14 protein-coding genes are annotated in these 17,725 nt (G+C 51.4%); 12 read left to right on the forward strand and 2 right to left on the reverse strand.

Annotation, left to right across the window (positions count from 1 at the left end; translation table 11 throughout):
• The first annotated feature begins 48 nt into the window (after nt 1–48).
• The 9 genes from MKZ15_RS01065 to MKZ15_RS01105 all read left to right on the forward strand — a co-directional run bounded on the left by MKZ15_RS01065 (nt 49) and on the right by MKZ15_RS01105 (nt 11,094).
• Nucleotides 49–1,695, forward strand: coding sequence for a sugar ABC transporter substrate-binding protein (locus MKZ15_RS01065; RefSeq protein WP_339819112.1), 1,647 nt, complete (start codon nt 49–51; stop codon nt 1,693–1,695).
• 33 nt (nt 1,696–1,728) lie between these two features.
• Nucleotides 1,729–3,078 carry a glycoside hydrolase family 30 beta sandwich domain-containing protein gene (locus tag MKZ15_RS01070; protein ID WP_339819114.1) on the forward strand — a complete coding sequence of 450 codons (1,350 nt, stop codon included), beginning with the start codon at nt 1,729–1,731 and terminating at the stop codon, nt 3,076–3,078.
• A gap of 288 nt (nt 3,079–3,366) precedes the next feature.
• Nucleotides 3,367–4,413 (forward strand): sugar-binding domain-containing protein, encoded by a 1,047-nt coding sequence (locus tag MKZ15_RS01075; RefSeq protein WP_155606950.1) that lies wholly within the window; start codon nt 3,367–3,369, stop codon nt 4,411–4,413.
• Between the two features lie 77 nt (nt 4,414–4,490).
• Nucleotides 4,491–5,501, forward strand: a complete 1,011-nt coding sequence (gap, locus tag MKZ15_RS01080) for a type I glyceraldehyde-3-phosphate dehydrogenase (RefSeq protein WP_339819118.1) — start codon at nt 4,491–4,493, stop codon at nt 5,499–5,501.
• Nucleotides 5,502–5,708: 207 nt separating this feature from the next.
• Nucleotides 5,709–6,890, forward strand: coding sequence for a phosphoglycerate kinase (locus MKZ15_RS01085; RefSeq protein WP_155606952.1), 1,182 nt, complete (start codon nt 5,709–5,711; stop codon nt 6,888–6,890).
• Nucleotides 6,891–7,138: 248 nt separating this feature from the next.
• Entirely contained in the window at nt 7,139–7,891 is a 753-nt protein-coding gene (gene tpiA / locus MKZ15_RS01090; protein WP_193417271.1) for a triose-phosphate isomerase, read from the forward strand.
• Nucleotides 7,892–9,439, forward strand: coding sequence for a 2,3-bisphosphoglycerate-independent phosphoglycerate mutase (gene gpmI, locus MKZ15_RS01095; RefSeq protein WP_193417270.1), 1,548 nt, complete (start codon nt 7,892–7,894; stop codon nt 9,437–9,439). It abuts the gene before it with no gap.
• Nucleotides 9,440–9,475: 36 nt separating this feature from the next.
• The gene (gene eno / locus MKZ15_RS01100) at nt 9,476–10,768 is read left to right on the forward strand and encodes a phosphopyruvate hydratase (RefSeq protein ID WP_155606954.1); all 1,293 of its coding nucleotides are present in this window, start codon (nt 9,476–9,478) and stop codon (nt 10,766–10,768) included.
• A gap of 80 nt (nt 10,769–10,848) precedes the next feature.
• Nucleotides 10,849–11,094: a hypothetical protein gene (locus MKZ15_RS01105; protein ID WP_339819123.1), complete on the forward strand. Its 246-nt coding sequence runs from the start codon at nt 10,849–10,851 to the stop codon at nt 11,092–11,094.
• On the opposite strand, the gene MKZ15_RS01110 is transcribed toward MKZ15_RS01105, so the two are convergent.
• On the reverse strand, nt 11,091–12,380 hold the full coding sequence (locus MKZ15_RS01110) for a methyl-accepting chemotaxis protein (RefSeq protein ID WP_339819124.1): 1,290 nt from the start codon (nt 12,378–12,380) through the stop codon (nt 11,091–11,093). The two genes, MKZ15_RS01105 and MKZ15_RS01110, sit on opposite strands and share 4 nt — an antisense overlap.
• 671 nt (nt 12,381–13,051) lie before the next feature.
• On the opposite strand from MKZ15_RS01110, the gene MKZ15_RS01115 reads away from it, so the two are divergent.
• The 3 genes from MKZ15_RS01115 (at nt 13,052) to MKZ15_RS01125 (ending at nt 15,871) form a co-directional block, all read left to right on the forward strand.
• Entirely contained in the window at nt 13,052–14,731 is a 1,680-nt protein-coding gene (locus tag MKZ15_RS01115) for an alpha-glucosidase (RefSeq protein WP_339819125.1), read from the forward strand.
• Nucleotides 14,732–14,866: 135 nt separating this feature from the next.
• The gene (secG, locus tag MKZ15_RS01120) at nt 14,867–15,100 is read left to right on the forward strand and encodes a preprotein translocase subunit SecG (protein WP_155606956.1); all 234 of its coding nucleotides are present in this window, start codon (nt 14,867–14,869) and stop codon (nt 15,098–15,100) included.
• 198 nt (nt 15,101–15,298) lie between these two features.
• Nucleotides 15,299–15,871: a GNAT family N-acetyltransferase gene (locus tag MKZ15_RS01125; protein ID WP_339819127.1), complete on the forward strand. Its 573-nt coding sequence runs from the start codon at nt 15,299–15,301 to the stop codon at nt 15,869–15,871.
• A gap of 86 nt (nt 15,872–15,957) precedes the next feature.
• Here MKZ15_RS01125 and MKZ15_RS01130 read toward each other — a convergent pair whose 3' ends face one another.
• Nucleotides 15,958–17,511: a methyl-accepting chemotaxis protein gene (locus MKZ15_RS01130; protein ID WP_155606958.1), complete on the reverse strand. Its 1,554-nt coding sequence runs from the start codon at nt 17,509–17,511 to the stop codon at nt 15,958–15,960.
• Nucleotides 17,512–17,725: the final 214 nt, after the last annotated feature.

Consider the following 17,725-nt stretch of genomic DNA (forward strand, 5'->3'; position numbering starts at 1 on the left):
ACCGCGTGTTGAACTGGTTGTGCTTACAAAAAAAGGGAGGGTACACAAATGTTAAAGTTGAACAAAAGTCTCGCTAGAAAAGGGATCACGGCTTGCGCCGCCTTGCTGACTGCTGCGCTGGTCGTTACGGGATGCGGCGGCTCCGGCGGCGGCTCCAAGGCTGCGAAAGGGGACGTCTCCCTGGAGAACCGTTATACGGTAGACGCCAATACACCGGCATGGAAGCTGGATAAGAAGGAAGAGCCAACCCAGCTGACTTGGTACGTCAACGCCGATTGGTGGAATACGGACTTCGGCAAAGATGTGGTCACGAAGAAAATCAAAGAAGATTTGAATATCGACATCAAATTTGTGACTGGCGACGATACGAAACTCAACACTTTCTTCGCGGGAAGCGACATGCCGGACCTGATCACGGTGTTCGATTCGAACTCCGCCGTCGTACAGAAGGCTTCTTCCTGGGCATTGCCGCTGAACGAACTGGCGGAGAAATACGACCCTTATTTCAACAAAGTGGCTGCGCAAGATACGCTCAACTGGTTTAAGCAAGCCGACGGCAACACATACGGTTACCCGAACTACTCCAATACGCAAGCCGATTATGACAGCGGTAACATTCCGGCCAAAACCGCCTTCGTGATCCGCAAGGACGTGTATGAAGCGCTGGGCAAGCCAGTTATTGGTACGCCCGAGGAGTTCAAAAATGTGATGCAGCAAATCAAAACCCAATTCCCGGAGCTGATTCCTTTCGGTTTTAACTCGATCGGCGAAGGAACAGGTTCCCTGGGCGACGTGTTCCAAGACTTCCTTGGCGTGCCGCTGGAAACCGAAAACGGCGAATTCTACAACCGGAACCTGGATGAAGATTACCTGACTTGGCTCAAGACGCTAAATCAAGTGCATCAAGCCGGCAATATCAGCGACGACAGCTTTGCCGATGACGGCCCAGCCTTTGAAGAGAAGGTGAAATCGGGTAAATACGCAACGATGCTGCTTGACGGAACTCCGCAGCAAGGCGGCAATCTGCAAATCTTCGCCACCGCCCATCCGGATCAAGCTTATCTGGCCATCGACGGACCGCAAAGTACAGTAGGCAACACGCCGAAATTGAACCAATCCGGCATCACCGGCTGGATGATCAGCTTTATTACGAAACAATGCAAAGATCCGGCGAAAGCCCTCCAAATCTTCACGTACCTGTTGGATGAAGAAGGCCAGATGCTGATGAATTACGGGATTGAGGGCGAGACGTACACGAAGAACGCGGATGGTACGGTTCAATTCACGCCGGAAGTCAAAGAATTGCAACAGACAGATGCCGACAAGTTCAAGAAAGAATACCGCATGGGCGAATTCATGTTCTTCGGTCATGATCGTCATAAAGCGCTGAGCGCCGATGCCTTCCCTGAGTCCATTAAGCAAATGCAAGAGTGGGGCAAAGGCAAGCTGGTACCTCACTTCATCCTTGAAAATATCAATCCGGACGCGGGATCTCCGGAAGCTCGTTCTTTGACGGCGATCAACACAACCTGGAACACAACGATGGTCAGCTTGATTCGTGCGAAGAACGATGGGGAATTCGAGAGTACGTTGAACAACTATAAGAAATTCATCGAAGACAACGGTTGGGATCAAATCGTGAAGATTCGTACGGAGAAAATGAAAGCCAATAAAGATAAGCTCGGCCTCAAGTAAACTGAGCGTCATTATAGAAGTGGAGGGAACATCATGCTTGAGCTCGAACTTTATTATTCCTCTGGAGAGTCTTCTCTCTTCGTCCAAAAAACGAGAGAGCAGCTGCTGCCGCAGGATTCGGCAGTATCGGATGTTGCCGTCCGATTGGATGAAACCGTGGGCTATCAGGCAATGGACGGATTTGGAGCTTCTTTTACCGATTCGGCAGCCTATTTGATCCACCAAGTGCTTACCGAAGAGCAGCGTTTATCCTTAATGAAGAAGTTGTTTGACTCGGAAGAAGGGATTGGCCTTTCCGTATTGCGCAACCCGATGGGTGCCTCGGATTATGCCCGGTTCATCTATAGCTACGACGATTTACCCGAGGGCGAGACCGACCCGGAAATGGGGCGGTTCTCTATCCGCCACGACGAGGCCGACGTGATTCCACTCTTACAAGAAGCGCTGGCCTTGAATCCATCCATCAAGCTGTTTGGCTCCCCCTGGAGCGCGCCGGGCTGGATGAAGACGAGTGGCTCGATGATCGGCGGGGAACTGAAGAAGGAATATTATGAAGCCTATGCGAACTACTTCGTTCGTTATGTAGAATCCTACGCCGAGCACGGTTTATCGATTTATGCGGTGACGCCGCAGAACGAACCGCTTTATGTGCCGGGACATTACCCGGGGATGTTGATGACGGACGAGATGCAGACTGATTTTGTGAAAAACTATTTGAAACCGGCTTTTGCGAAACGCGGCTTGACCACGAAGATCCTGGCTTATGACCACAACTGGGATCGTCCGGATTATCCACTGTCCGTATTCAAGGAAGCGGCGGATGCGGTCGACGGCGTGGCCTGGCATTGGTATGGAGGGGAAGCTTCGGCGCAAAGCCAAGTGAAGGAGGCTTATCCGGAAAAAGAGGTACATTTCACCGAAGGCTCCGGTGGAGAATGGATTCCGGCGTTTGAACCGGCGTTCTCTAATGTCATGCGGACGGGAATTGAAATTTTGCGCCATCACAGCCAATCGCTGGTGCTTTGGAATATGGCGCTCGATGAGCAGAATGGGCCCACCGTCCCCGGCTTTGGGAAGAGCACATGCCGCGGGATTGTGACGGTGAACCAGCAGACCCGCGAGCTCGAGTATACGCTGGATTATTATGCGCTGGCTCATTTCAGCAAAGTGATCCGGCCGCAGGCGGTGCGGATTGCCGCTGAGGCAGAGGAGGCTGCGATTCGCTCCGTGGCTTTCCGGAATACGGACGATTCAATTGGCGTCGTACTGTTTAATGATGGGGAAGAAGCGAGAAATGTCGCGTTGGAGCTGACAGGAACGCAAGAAGCCCGGTTCCGGCTCGGACCGAAGAGCGCGTTGTCCCTTCGTATCCCTAGAGCGTAAGCCTTGCTTGAACGGGCAATTATATTGAAGTGAATCACGCATGCTCCTTTTGCGAGAGTAGACGACATCAATCGTTTATATTTCGCGGAAGGAGCTTTTTTATGGAACGATAACGTACTCCTAGAGGCCCCATGTATAAGTAAAATGGCAAAAGTAAATGATACGGACGTCAGGCTTGCAACCGAACTAAATATTGGTTAAAATATCAGTGGGACTTAAAAAGTTAACCCGGGACATTTTAAGACCAGGAGATGGAGAGAGAAGACGAAGCTTGCAGGAGTGGAAAGCATGCGAAATATATTAGAGATTCAACAGCAGCTTCTTCCTGATCTCATGGACATTCTCAAGAAAAGGTACACTATACTTCACCAGATCATGTTGTCTGAAGTCATTGGCCGCAGAACCTTGGCGAATTCGCTGGACATGACGGAGCGTGTGTTGCGTGCCGAGACAGATCTCATGAAGGCCCAAGGCCTGATAGAAATCGAGAATATAGGCATGAGAATCAGCGACGCAGGACGGCGATTGATTGAGGATTTGGAACCGATGATGCTAGAGTTGTTCGGGCTCTCCAATTTGGAGGACACGATCCGTCAGCATTATGGACTGCGTAAAGTGGTGATTGTACCTGGAGACTGCGAAACCTCACCGCTCGTAAAACGGGAGCTGGGGCGTGCAGGTGCCAAGGCACTGATGGGTGCCATGTGTGGGGATGATGTGGTTGCGGTAACCGGCGGCACAACGCTGGCGGAAGTCGCGGATCAGCTGAATCCACCGCCGAACGTCACGATGAAGCAAAGCTGGTTTGTACCAGCACGCGGAGGTCTTGGCGAGAGCCTGGAAATCCAGGCGAACACCATCGCTTCCGGCATGGCGAAGCGGGTTGGTGCAGGTTATCGCCTGCTGCATGTTCCCGATTTGCTGGGGAAGGAAGCTTATGAGTCGCTCGTTCACGATCCGAACATTCAAGATATCGTGAACATGATCCGCCAGGCACGTATCGTGGTGCACGGGATCGGAGACGCTATGGAGATGGCGCGGCGCCGCAAGCTGGAGCCGGGCATGGCTGAGGAAATCCGCAAGGAAGGCGCGCTAGCGGAATCATTTGGTTATTACTTTAATGAAGATGGCGTCGTCGTGCACAAAATGCTAACCTTAGGCCTGCGTCTCGAGGACATCAAGCGAACAGAGACCGTGATCGGAATCGCGGGAGGCAAGAGCAAAGCGAAAGCGATCCATGCCGTATTGCGATTTGGACATGAGGATATTCTAGTGACCGATGAAGCTGCGGCGGAAGAGATCGTTCGTGAGCTCAGCAAGAAATCCGGGAAATAAATGGGTTTACTCATGACGGGTTTTTTCGGGCCTGTCTTGAATAATAAAAAAAATCAAACACTGGGAGGAACTATTCAATGAGCGTAAAAGTAGGGATTAACGGGTTTGGACGTATTGGACGTTTGGCATTCCGCCGCATTCAAAACGTGGAAGGTATCGAAGTCGTAGCAATCAATGACCTGACAGATGCGAAAATGTTGGCTCATTTGTTGAAATATGATACAACTCAAGGCCGCTTCGACGGCGACGTTGAAGTACATGACGGATTCTTCAAAGTAAACGGTAAAGAAGTTAAGGTTCTGGCTAACCGTAACCCTGAAGAATTGCCTTGGGGCGAGCTTGGCGTTGACATCGTTCTGGAGTGCACAGGCTTCTTCACAACGAAAGAAAAAGCTGAGCTTCACCTGAAAGGCGGCGCGAAGAAAGTTGTAATCTCCGCTCCAGCTACCGGCGACATGAAAACCGTTGTTTACAACGTAAACCATGAAATCCTCGACGGCACGGAAACTGTTATTTCCGGCGCGTCTTGCACAACGAACTGCTTGGCTCCTATGGCTAAAGCGCTGAATGACAAATTCGGCATCGTAGAAGGCTTGATGACTACAATCCATGCCTACACTGGCGACCAAAACACGCTGGACGCTCCGCATGCGAAAGGTGACTTCCGTCGTGCTCGTGCAGCTGCAGCAAACATCATTCCTAACACAACTGGCGCAGCGAAAGCCATCGGCCTGGTTATCCCTGAACTGAAAGGTAAACTCGACGGCGCAGCTCAACGTGTGCCTGTACCAACCGGTTCTTTGACTGAGCTTGTAACTGTTCTTGAGAAAACCGTTACGGTTGACGAAGTGAACGCTGCTATGAGAGCCGCTTCTGACCCAGAAACTTTCGGTTACACCGAAGACGAAATCGTATCTTCGGATATCGTAGGCATCACTTACGGTTCCTTGTTCGACGCTACGCAAACGAAAGTATTGTCCGTAGGCGACAAACAATTGGTGAAAACCGTATCGTGGTACGACAACGAAATGTCCTACACTGCACAGTTGGTTCGTACGCTGGAATACTTCGCGAAAAAAGTAAAATAAGAAGTAACCCATAAAGATCGATTCATCCCAAAGAGGAGCAACCTAATTTAAGGACTCCTCTTTGGTTCTTGCATGAAATACGACATTCACACACACACCGTTTTTTTATAAATAGAGAGAAGTTTCATGGCGTCTTAGGAGAGAAAACAGAATCAAAGCCGTAGATGCGCATTTTTCCCCGCGCATACCGTTAGGAGGAACGTGGAGATGAATAAGAAAAGTGTACGTGATGTGGAAGTAACCGGCAAACGCGTGTTTGTCCGCGTAGATTTCAATGTACCGATGCAAGATGGCAAGATTACCGATGACACTCGGATCCGCGAAACGTTGCCGACGATTAAATACTTGATCGAAAATGGCGCAAAGGTCATCCTCGCGAGTCACTTGGGCCGTCCAAAAGGCCAAGTCAACGAAGACATGCGTTTGACGCTGCCAGCGAAACGCTTGGGCGAGCTGCTCGGCAAAGAAGTAGCCAAAGCTGACGAAGCTGTAGGCGAAGCCGCGAAAGCCAAAGTAAATGCCTTGAACAACGGCGACGTACTGGTGCTTGAAAACGTACGTTTCTACCCGGGCGAAGAGAAGAATGATCCTGAACTCGCGAAGCAATTCGCTGAGCTGGCTGATCTGTTCGTCAACGATGCGTTTGGCGCAGCACACCGCGCGCACGCTTCGACGGAAGGCATCGCTCATTACCTGCCAGCCGTATCCGGCTTGCTGATGGAGAAAGAATTGTCCGTTCTCGGCAAAGCACTGTCGAATCCGGATCGTCCTTTCACTGCTATTATCGGCGGGTCGAAGGTTAAAGACAAAATCGACGTCATCGACAACTTGCTCAACATCGCGGACAATGTGTTGATTGGCGGCGGCTTGGCTTACACCTTCTTCAAAGCGCAAGGTCACGAAATCGGCCAATCGCTGTTGGATGACAGCAAACTGGATGCCGCTCTTGGCTTCATCGAGAAAGCGAAGAAGCTGGGCAAGAACTTCGTGCTTCCGGTTGATTGCATCGTCGCTGACGACTTCAGCGCAACAGCTAACCATAAAGCGGTAGATATCGACAGCATTCCTGCAGATTGGGAAGGCGTGGACATCGGGCCGAAGACGCGTGCGAAATATGCCGAAATCATCAAGAACTCCAAGCTGGTCGTTTGGAACGGGCCGATGGGCGTGTTCGAAATCGATATTTTCGCAAACGGGACGAAAGAAGTGGCTGAAGCCTGCGCAACAACAGAAGGCTACACCATCATCGGCGGCGGCGACTCTGCAGCAGCAGCTGAGAAGTTCAACCTGGCTTCGCAAATGAACCACATCTCCACGGGCGGCGGGGCTTCCCTGGAATTCATGGAAGGCAAGGCGCTTCCAGGCGTCGTGGCTTTGAACGACAAGTAAACCGTTTATCAGATCAAAGTTCGTTTTTTGAACTACCATATTAAGATCAAAGTTCAAATAACGGGCTTTCAGCACCGAGAAGGTTGGATGAAGTCAGGGACTGAGTAGCGGAGCGTAGATGAGTCTACGTGAGCAACGGAAGGCCCGGGTGAATTCAAGATTCGATGTCGAATCGACTTCTTGAGTTGCATCGTGATCAAAGTTCGTTTTTTGAACTACCTCTATGAAGAAGTGAAGGAGTGGGCTCTGTGAGAACACCTATTATCGCCGGAAACTGGAAAATGTTCAAAACCGTTTCCGAAGCCAAAACCTTCTTCGAAGCCGTTAAAGGAAAAGCGGAGGTTGCCGGCGTAGAGAGCGTTATCTGCGCGCCGTTCACCAACCTTCCGGCTTTGGTAGAAGCAGCAAAAGGCACGTCGATCAAAATCGGCGCGCAAAACATGCATTTTGAAGACGAAGGAGCCTTCACCGGTGAAGTCAGCGGACGCATGCTGAAAGAGCTTGGCGTGGACTATGTCATCATCGGCCACTCCGAGCGCCGGGCGTATTTCGGCGAAACCGACGAAATCGTGAATAAGAAGATCCTTGCCGCATTCAAACACGGGTTGACCCCGATTCCTTGCGTCGGCGAGAAGCTGGAAGAGCGCGAAGCCGGCCAAACGAAAGAAGTCGTGAAGGTGCAAACCGAAGCGGCTTTGAAAGGGTTAACTGCGGAGCAAGCGGCGCAAGTCGTTATTGCTTATGAACCGATCTGGGCGATTGGTACAGGCAAATCCTCCACTTCGCAAGACGCGAACGAAGTGATTTCCTATATTCGCAGCCTGGTTCAAGGTTTGTACGGCAACGATGTGGCCGCGAAAATCCGTATCCAATACGGCGGCAGCGTTAAACCGGAGAACGTGAAGGAGTATATGGGCCAAAGCGACATCGACGGCGCACTCGTCGGCGGTGCCAGCCTGCAGCCGGACTCTTACATCCAGCTCGTTGAGGGGGCGAAATAAATGACGGCTCCCAAACCAGTAGCTCTGATCATCATGGACGGGTTCGGTCTTCGCGAAAAAGTCGAAGGCAATGCGGTGGCTCAAGCGAACAAACCGAACTATGACCGTTATTTGAAGCAATACCCGAACACCACGCTGACCGCCAGCGGGGAAGCGGTAGGTTTGCCGGAAGGTCAAATGGGGAACTCCGAAGTCGGTCACTTGAATATCGGTGCCGGCCGGATTGTATACCAGGACTTGACCCGGATCTCTAAATCGATTCGCGAAGGCGAATTTTTCTCGAATGAAACGCTGGTAGAGGCGGTGCGCAGCGCCAAATCGAAAGGCAAGAAGCTGCATCTGTACGGCCTTCTGTCCGACGGCGGCGTGCATAGCCACATTGAGCATATGTTTGCCATGCTCGAGCTGGCGAAGAAGGAAGAGATGCACGAGGTTTACGTGCATGCTTTCCTTGACGGTCGCGACGTGGCTCCGGACAGCGCGAAGGGCTTCCTGGAGCGGCTGATCGCCAAGATGAACGAGCTTGGCGTCGGTAAGATCGCAACGGTGCAAGGCCGCTATTACGCGATGGACCGCGACAAACGTTGGGACCGCGTCGAGAAATCGTACCGGGCCATGGTGTATGCGGAAGGACCGCAATATACGGACCCAATTCAGGCGGTAACAGAATCGTACGAGAAATCAGTATTTGACGAATTCGTGATGCCGACCGTGATTGTCGATGGCCATGGCCAACCGATCGCGCAAGTGGAAAGCGGCGACAGCGTCATTTTCCTCAACTTCCGTCCAGACCGTGCCATTCAACTGTCCAACGTATTTACGAACAAGGATTTCCAAGGCTTCGACCGCGGACCGAAATTCCCGAAAGACCTGCACTTCGTGTGCTTGACCCTGTTTGCGGAATCGGTTGACGGCTATGTAGCGTACAAGCCAAAGAATCTCGACAATACGTTTGGTGAAGTGCTGGTGCAAAACGGTAAGAAGCAATTGCGGATCGCTGAAACGGAAAAATACCCGCATGTGACGTTCTTCTTCAGCGGCGGACGCGATGTAGAGCTTCCGGGCGAAAAACGCGTCCTGATCAACTCGCCGAAGGTCGCAACGTACGACTTGAAACCGGAAATGAGCGCCTATGAAGTGGCGGAAGCTTGCGTCAAAGAAATCGAGTCGGATCAACACGACGCGATCATCTTGAACTTCGCGAATCCGGACATGGTCGGGCACTCCGGGATGATGGAGCCAACGATCAAAGCGGTTGAAGTAACGGATGAGTGCGTAGGCAAGGTTGTTGACGCCGTCAAAGCCAAAGGCGGAGTTGTCATCATTATTGCCGACCACGGGAATGCCGATATGGAAACCGACGACCAAGGCCGTCCATTTACCGCACATACGACGAACCCGGTTCCATTCATCGTTACCGATGAGAACGTCGTGCTTCGCGACAAAGGCATTCTCGCCGATGTAGCTCCAACGCTGCTCGACTTGATGGGCTTGCCGCAGCCGCCGGAAATGACCGGTCAATCGATGATTGCCAGCCGCAAGGCATAAAATAACTATAAAACACTCAAAGGAGATTGTATTCTAATGACGATTATTTCTGACGTATACGCTCGCGAAGTCCTTGACTCCCGCGGCAACCCTACCGTTGAAGTTGAAGTTTATCTCGAATCCGGCGCAATGGGCCGTGCCATCGTTCCTTCCGGTGCTTCCACCGGCGCGCATGAAGCTGTAGAGCTTCGCGACGACGACAAATCCCGTTACCTGGGCAAAGGCGTATTGAACGCCGTGAAGAACGTGAACGAAACCATCGCTCCTGAAGTGATTGGCATGGACGCGTTGGACCAAGTTGGCATCGACAAAATGATGATCGAATTGGACGGCACGCCTAACAAAGGCAAACTGGGCGCTAACGCGATCCTGGCCGTTTCGATGGCGGTTGCTCGCGCAGCTGCAGACGCTTTGGACCTGCCGCTGTATGCTTACCTGGGCGGATTTAACGCGAAACAGCTTCCTGTTCCGATGATGAACATCGTGAACGGCGGCGCGCATGCCGACAACAACGTAGACGTACAAGAATTCATGATCCTGCCTGTAGGCGCTCCTTCCTTCAAAGAAGCTCTTCGCACAGGCGCGGAGATTTTCCACAACCTGAAATCTGTACTTAAAGCCAAAGGCCTGAACACGGCTGTTGGCGACGAAGGCGGTTTTGCACCAAACTTCACTTCCAACGAAGACGCTTTGTCCTCGATTATGGAAGCTATCACGAAAGCCGGCTACACGCCAGGTAAAGACGTATTCTTGGGTATGGACGTCGCTTCTACCGAGTTCTACAAAGACGGCAAATACCATCTGGAAGGCGAAGGCAAATCCTTCACTTCCGCTGAGTTCGTTGACCTGCTTGCTTCTTGGGCAGACAAATATCCGATCATCACGATCGAAGACGGCTGCGCCGAAGACGATTGGGAAGGTTGGAAGCTGCTGACCGAGAAACTGGGTAACAAAATCCAACTCGTGGGTGACGACCTGTTCGTAACCAACACCGAACGTCTGTACAAAGGGATCCAAGAAGGCATCGGTAACTCGATCCTGATCAAAGTAAACCAAATCGGTACGTTGACAGAAACATTCGACGCGATCGAAATGGCAAAACGCGCAGGTTATACGGCAGTGATCTCCCACCGTTCCGGCGAATCCGAAGACAGCACGATTGCCGATATCGCCGTGGCAACGAACGCCGGCCAAATCAAAACCGGTGCTCCTTCCCGTACGGACCGTATCGCGAAATACAACCAATTGCTTCGCATCGAAGACCAATTGGCTGATCTGGCTCAATACAACGGCTTGAAATCCTTCTACAACCTGAAGGCACACCGTTAAGAAGGACGACCGGATAACTCCGGTCTTCTAGTAACAAGGGGCTTTTTGCAAAAAAAATAATCGGCCAGGGCGTTCATGCCTTGGCCGATTATTTTTTCTTTTCAGAAGATGGTGGGCAAGAAATCGGCAAGAATGTTGCAGTTTGTGCAACAATTCAGCCCGATTTCTTCGCATACGCCCCCAAAATGCTGCACAAAGTGCAACATTTCACCTCCACGGGCCGTTCCACCGCCCAAATCCTGCACAAAATGCAACATTTCTGCGATAAGATCTACTTACTTATAGGACGAACCTTGTTGTATTATATTCAGGTTGAAGCGACCTAGCTTCGCGACTCATCCAAACGGAAGCTTTCAATCGTGCCTTGCAGTTCTCTTCCGAGGGTCTCCAGTTGATCCCCGTCCGTGGACATGGTCTGAATGGATTCGTGAATCTGCGCGGTCAGCATGACGATGTTATCGATATGACGAGTGGTTTCCGAGGAGGAACGCGCCATCTCGTCGACGGTTGCGGCCACCTCCTGGCTTCCAGCCGCCATTTGCTGTCCGGTCGCGGAGAACCCGCTCATTTCGGTATTGATCGTTTCTACAACCTGGGTAAGAATATCGTCCATCACCGTCTCAGTTTTACCCAGCACCGTGATGCCTGCTTGAATCTCCTGGTGGGACTTGTCCATGGCCGACTTCGATTGGTTAGATTCCTCTTCGGCTTTCTGCAGCAATTCCCCGATCTCTTCGGCGAAGCGGTTCGCCTCGGAAGCCAGCTTGCGAATTTCGGTGGCGACGACGGCAAATCCTCGGCCTTGTTCGCCGGCCCGGGCCGCTTCAATGTTCGCGTTCAGAGCGAGGATGTGCGTCTGCTGCAAAATCCCCGTAATGGCATCCGTAGAAGTAGCGATATCCTCGCTGCGTCCCAGAAACTGCGAAATCGTTTCGGTGAGAACACGAAAGGATTGATTCATCTTGCCCATCTGTTCGTTCATTGCCAGCATCTCCTGCCGTGTCGTCTCTGCCATGGAGGCAACCCCACTGGAAGACTCAGTGACCGAGAGAGAGATTTCAGAGATATGACCGATACCCGTCGCCAGCTCTTCAACGGCTTTGGCGCTTTCCTTGGCAGCGGAGTATTGCTGTTTACTGGCGGCCGCGATGACCTCCATCGCCGCAACGATCTGATCAAACTGTTCGCGATTCGATTGGAGGCGTTCATGCAAATCGCGAATCTTGTGATTGACCTCGGTTGAGGTCTGTTTCACTTGGAGCACGAGTTGTCCCAAATGCCCCCGCATCTCTTCCATCGGCACGCCGAAACGCTTCAAGCTGCCCAATTGATCCATCCGGATCCGGTGCGTCAGGTTGCCAGCGGCAATTTGCGAAATGAATCGTTCGATTTCCTTAAAAGGCTTGGCGTAGGCCAGGAAATTTTTGATGCCAAAACCGATGGTGGCAACGATGATCAACAGCATCAAAACGAGATGCTGACTCGTCAAGATTGGCTCGCCGGCGATCAGTGAACTGATGGTAATGGCAAAGGCTCCCATCAGCGCTCCCTGGATGATCATCTTGCCGAAGTAGCTGACAAAGTTTCGGAGTACTTCATTGCTGTTTCGCATTGGGCACGCACGCTCCTCGAAGTATGTATTCTAATGATGCATTAACGTGATGCAGGATTCTGTCTTAAGAATAGCACTTTCCTAAATATAGGGTAAGAGAGAAATGAAGAATAATGTCGAATGATGTCAAATTGTGGCGAATCAAAGACATAGAAACTTGTTTCATAGGCGACTCTCATTGACAACTGAAGCGGTGGTTCGGTATATTGAAGAAGAATAGAGTAAACGTTTACGTTTCTTAGAAAAAAAGCGAGGATGCAAGCATGGGTGCAACAATGAAGGACGTTGCCGGATTGGTAGGCGCGGTCGAGGCTTGCGTTCCAAACGGCACACGCGGTCAGGCTTCGGCCATCGGCGCAGGAATAGCGGTATAAAATACCCTTATTTACGTCTTCCCAGCGGTTGGATTGAAAATAAGGGTAATAAATACCCTTATTCCTTCCGAAATGGAGCAGTTTACGCCCGAGCGGCTAAATAAGGACAAATGATACCGCTATTGTCCCGGTAAACATGAATCTAAGGGAAATAAGGCCGTTTCATGTTCTTATTTTTCCTGGTCCTGTTGTTAATCCTAACGTAAGCGTTTACTCCACTAGCTGTATAGCAAGGCTAAGTGCAAAATACAACGGACGGACATAACTAATTAGAGCCATCCGGAGGAGGACCTATTCGTGGACAAAAAGTGGTGGAAGGAAAGCGTCGTATATCAAATTTATCCGCGTAGTTTTATGGACAGCAACGGGGACGGGATCGGCGACTTGCGGGGGATCATCTCCAAGCTGGACTATTTAAAGACACTAGGCGTGGACGTGGTTTGGTTATGCCCTGTGTATCAGTCGCCAAACGACGATAATGGGTACGATATTAGCGATTATCAGTCGATCATGAATTCTTTTGGAACGATGCAGGACTGGGAGGAGCTGCTGAATGGATTGCATGCACGGGGCATGAAGTTGATCATGGACCTGGTCGTCAATCATAGCTCGGATGAGCATCACTGGTTCGTGGAATCGCGCAAATCGAAGGATAATCCATACCGGGATTATTATATTTGGCATCCCGGCAAAGACGGCGAGGCCCCGAACGACTGGGGTTCGTTCTTTAGCGGACCCGCCTGGGAATTCGATGAATCCACGGGCGAATATTATCTTCATATGTTCTCCAAGAAGCAGCCGGACCTGAACTGGGAGAATCCGAAGGTCCGCCGCGAAGTGTACGATATGATGACCTGGTGGCTCGATAAAGGGATCGACGGATTCCGGATGGACGTCATCAACATGATCTCTAAACCTCCAGGGTTGCCGAACAGCGAAGACGGCGGGACTTGCATCAACGGTCCACGGGTTCACGAGTTCCTGCAGGAAATGAACCGCGAGGTCTTGTCCAAATACGATATCATGACGGTGGGCGAAACTCTGGATGTGACGCCGGAGGATGCGACCCTATTCGCCGGAACGGATCGGGGCGAGCTGAGCATGGTGTTCCAGTTCGAGCTGATGGGGATCGATTCAGGATCCGACGGCAAATGGTGGGGCAAACCGTGGAAGCTAGTCGACTTCAAACAGATCTTCTCCAAATGGCAGACCGAGTTGGAAGGAAAGGCTTGGAACAGTATCTACTTGAACAACCACGATCAGCCGCGCCTGCTATCGCGATTCGGCAATGATCGTGAGTACCGTAACGTATCGGCCAAAATGCTGGCCACGCTGTTGCATACGCTTCAGGGGACGCCTTATATCTACCAGGGCGAGGAAATCGGTATGACCAATGTTCGGTTCGAGACGATCGACGAGTATCGGGATATCGAGACGATAAACATGTACAAGGAGTATCTGGAGAAAGGCCGTACACCGGAGGAAATCATGGAGGCGATTTACGCCAAAGGGCGGGACAACGCGCGTACCCCGATGCAATGGGACGGCCGTAGCCCGCATGCCGGGTTTACGACGGGTACACCTTGGCTAGCGGTCAACCCGAATTACCGGGACATCAATGTGGAGCAAGCGCTGACGGATGAAAACTCGATCTTCCACTATTACCGCCGCCTGATCGAACTGCGTAAGCAGCATGAGGTGATCGTTTATGGGAGATATGAGCTGCTAAATGCCGACGATAATCAAGTGTACGCTTACACCCGCACGTTGGGGCAAGAGCAATTATTGGTGGTGTTGAATTTCTACGACCAACCGGCCCGATTCAACTGGACGACACCGGAAGCAGAGGCCCTCAGTCCTGAAAAGGCCCAAGCCGCAGAACTGCTTATTGCAAACTACGACGGGGTGCCAGCCGGTGCAGACGTGCGGAGCATGGATTTGCGGCCTTACGAGGCGCGGGTATATAAACTAAGTTAATGTAGCGGGGACAATCGGAAAACGGTTGTTATTCGAGGGACGCTATGGTACAATGATAATGCTGTTTTTGTATCGTAAATATCTGAGTTATTATGGAATAGATGAAGGATGTTTCTCACTTAGGAGGTGGATTGAATGGATATTTTGCTGAAGGTATTGCTCGTTATTTTCTCGATCGGTTTGATCGCAGTCGTGTTGCTGCAGAAAGGGAAGAGCGCGGGTCTAGCCGGTGCCATCTCCGGGGGAGCTGAACATCTTTTCGGAAAAACGAAAGCGCGCGGCATGGAGCTCGTTCTCGAACGAATCACGGTCGGATTGGCAGCGGGTTTCTTCATCTTGTCGATCGTCGTTGCCGTCGTGTTGGATTAACCTTATCATTCTAGCAGAGTAAGCCCTCGTTTCCTTTAAGGAGACGGGGGCTTTTTTTGCGTTACTTTATGAAAACAAATCGTAACAATATTGAAAGGAATTTATTAGTAATAAATGTTAGATTATGTAGGATTTTCGTGGCTTGAGAAAGGTAAAAATATTACAATTTTGGTACAGACAATGAGAGGAGGAAGGAAATTGTACAAGCTGGTGAGTACGCTGGAGGAAGGAACCTTGTTTCACTCGATTTGGATGGAAGCTTGGATGGAGAAAGGCTTTGAACCGGAATTTGCCGACGACGTCTTAGGTCGTTGCCTCGTTTATGACACCTCGGGGGTGCCGGTGGGTACCGTGGAATTCAAACCTTATGCGCCGCAAACGGACGAGCCCTTAAACGATTTGGCACCGTTTGATGATCACCCGGCTATCTTGGTTTCAAGCCCGGGGGAAATCGCCGAGGTCGATAAGGTGGCGCTGCTGAGGCGGTACCGCGGTCGAAATCTCAACCGGTTACTCGCAACCATCGTATTGTTTGCCCAGCAGAACGGGATCCGTCATTATGTCACCCTGCTTGAGCCTACGTTGTTTCGGGCGCTTCGCATCTCCTTCCATGTCCCGATGACCCAGGTCGGGGAACGCCGATTCTACAAAGGGGACGATGTCGTACCGGCCATTATCCATGTGGCGGAGTTTTACGAGAATCCGGAGCGCTATGTCTGGTATGTGGACACGCTCGAGAGCTTGAATCAGGAAACGGTCTTATCTACATAAAATAAATAAAAAGAAGGCTTGCCCGCGGGCAAGCCTTTTTCATTAGATTTAGAAGGAATCCCTTCTAAACCGACGCGCAGGCGACCTTAACCGACCGGGATCGGTTGCTTGGCGTGACCTGACGGAGCGGACGCCGTTTGGACCGCTTGAGGCGTTGGTGCGGTTTCTTCCGCTGCGGTGGCCGATAACGATAGAATCAAGGTGTCGAGATCCTGATAGTGTTGAACGATCTCGTGGATTTTGCCATCCTGGGCCTCGATACCCGCCAAAATCTGCTGGGCCGCGCTCATATTGTGTTCGGTGCTTTCGGCCAGCTCCATAATTTCCGCCATAATGCTGCCGTATCGGTCTTGCATCTGCCGTACCGAACGATCCACCTCACCGGATTGCTGGTTAACCGTACGCGCATTGTCGGACACCTTCTCTACATAGCTCTGAACTTCCTGTGCCTCTTCCTGCCCGGAATGGATCGCGGTGGAGCCTAGCGTAATCTGTTCGGCAACATTGTTGATTTGCCCGATGACGTCCGCCAGAATGTCGTTAATGCTCTGGGTCGCCTTTTGCGAATTTTCCGCGAGTTTGCGAATTTCCGTGGAGACGACGGCAAAACCTTTGCCATGTTCCCCGGCATGGGCCGCTTCAATGGCTGCATTCATGGCCAGAAGGTTCGTCTGCGTGGAGATCCCATGGATCGTTTCGACGATTTGGCTGATTTGCTCGTTCTGGTCGCGAAGCTTCTGCATTTGGGTGACCGTACCCGCAATCACCTGCTGCAGATGCTGGATATGTAAGGATAAGGAATTCATTTTTGCCCCGGCTGCCTCCGTATTGTGAAGCATGTCGGTCGATAGCTCCTGAAGCTGGGCCGAAATTTCGGCGGTGACTTCCACGGCCCCGCCAACCTCTTGCACGGATTGGGTCGTTTCCGTAAGCCCCAGCGTTTGTCGCTCCAGGGTGGCGGAGACGCTACCGAAGGTGGTTGTGATCTCTTTAGAGATCGAGCCGGTGACGTTTACGTTATCCCGCAGCTGCGTGCTCAGACGGCCCAGTACATCCAGCGAGGTTTGCAGATTCGTGAGCAGCTCGTCGCTGCGGCGCTTCGCCTCTAAGGCATCCTGCTGCTTAGCTAAGACGTCCTTCTGCAAGCGTTCGCTGAACCGGGCGGCAAAAGCTAAGGCTACGATCAGAAATCCCAGGAACAGCAGCAAATAACTGAGCGATTCCCGGGCGAATAATTTATCGTGGTAGAAGGGAACGTTGAAGAAATAAACCGTGATCCCCATGCCCAATACGCCCGAGAACAGAATCGGCTTATAGTTCGAATACAACGTCATGATGCCGACGGACACGTAGACGAGCAGATACGTGCTGATGATCGGGTCCGGATCTTGGTAGATCAGCAGAAACGTCAACAGCTGGGTGATCACGGGGATGACGAACATAACGTAGCGTGTCCCTTTGTTCGCGTAAGTCATGTAGGTCGCGATGGAACAGCAGATTCCGCCGACGATGATCAACGTAAACAGGACTTTGCTGTCGACCTGGATCATGATGTCGGTCAGGACGCCGAGGGCGACCATTCCCCAGATGATTTTGACGAATAACTTATTGCGTCGTTGCAGAATGCTATTGTTCTCCATACCTTCTTTCTCCCTCTCCTAATTCGTGGAATTCTTCCATTATATTGTCGGCTGGATTTTCATAAAAATTAAGCCTTTTTCATGAAATCCATGCAATTTCACGGGAATCCCGGGCGAAAACGGATGCCAACCGCGAATTTCGTGTATACTAGGGGATATACGGCTAGAGGAATATCATGGAAATGTCATGCAAAATTACACCCCGGCACCAAAG

Origin of the sequence: Paenibacillus sp. FSL R7-0216 (genome assembly GCF_037969915.1) — a bacterium.
Classification (GTDB): Bacteria; Bacillota; Bacilli; order Paenibacillales; family Paenibacillaceae; genus Fontibacillus; species Fontibacillus rhizolycopersici.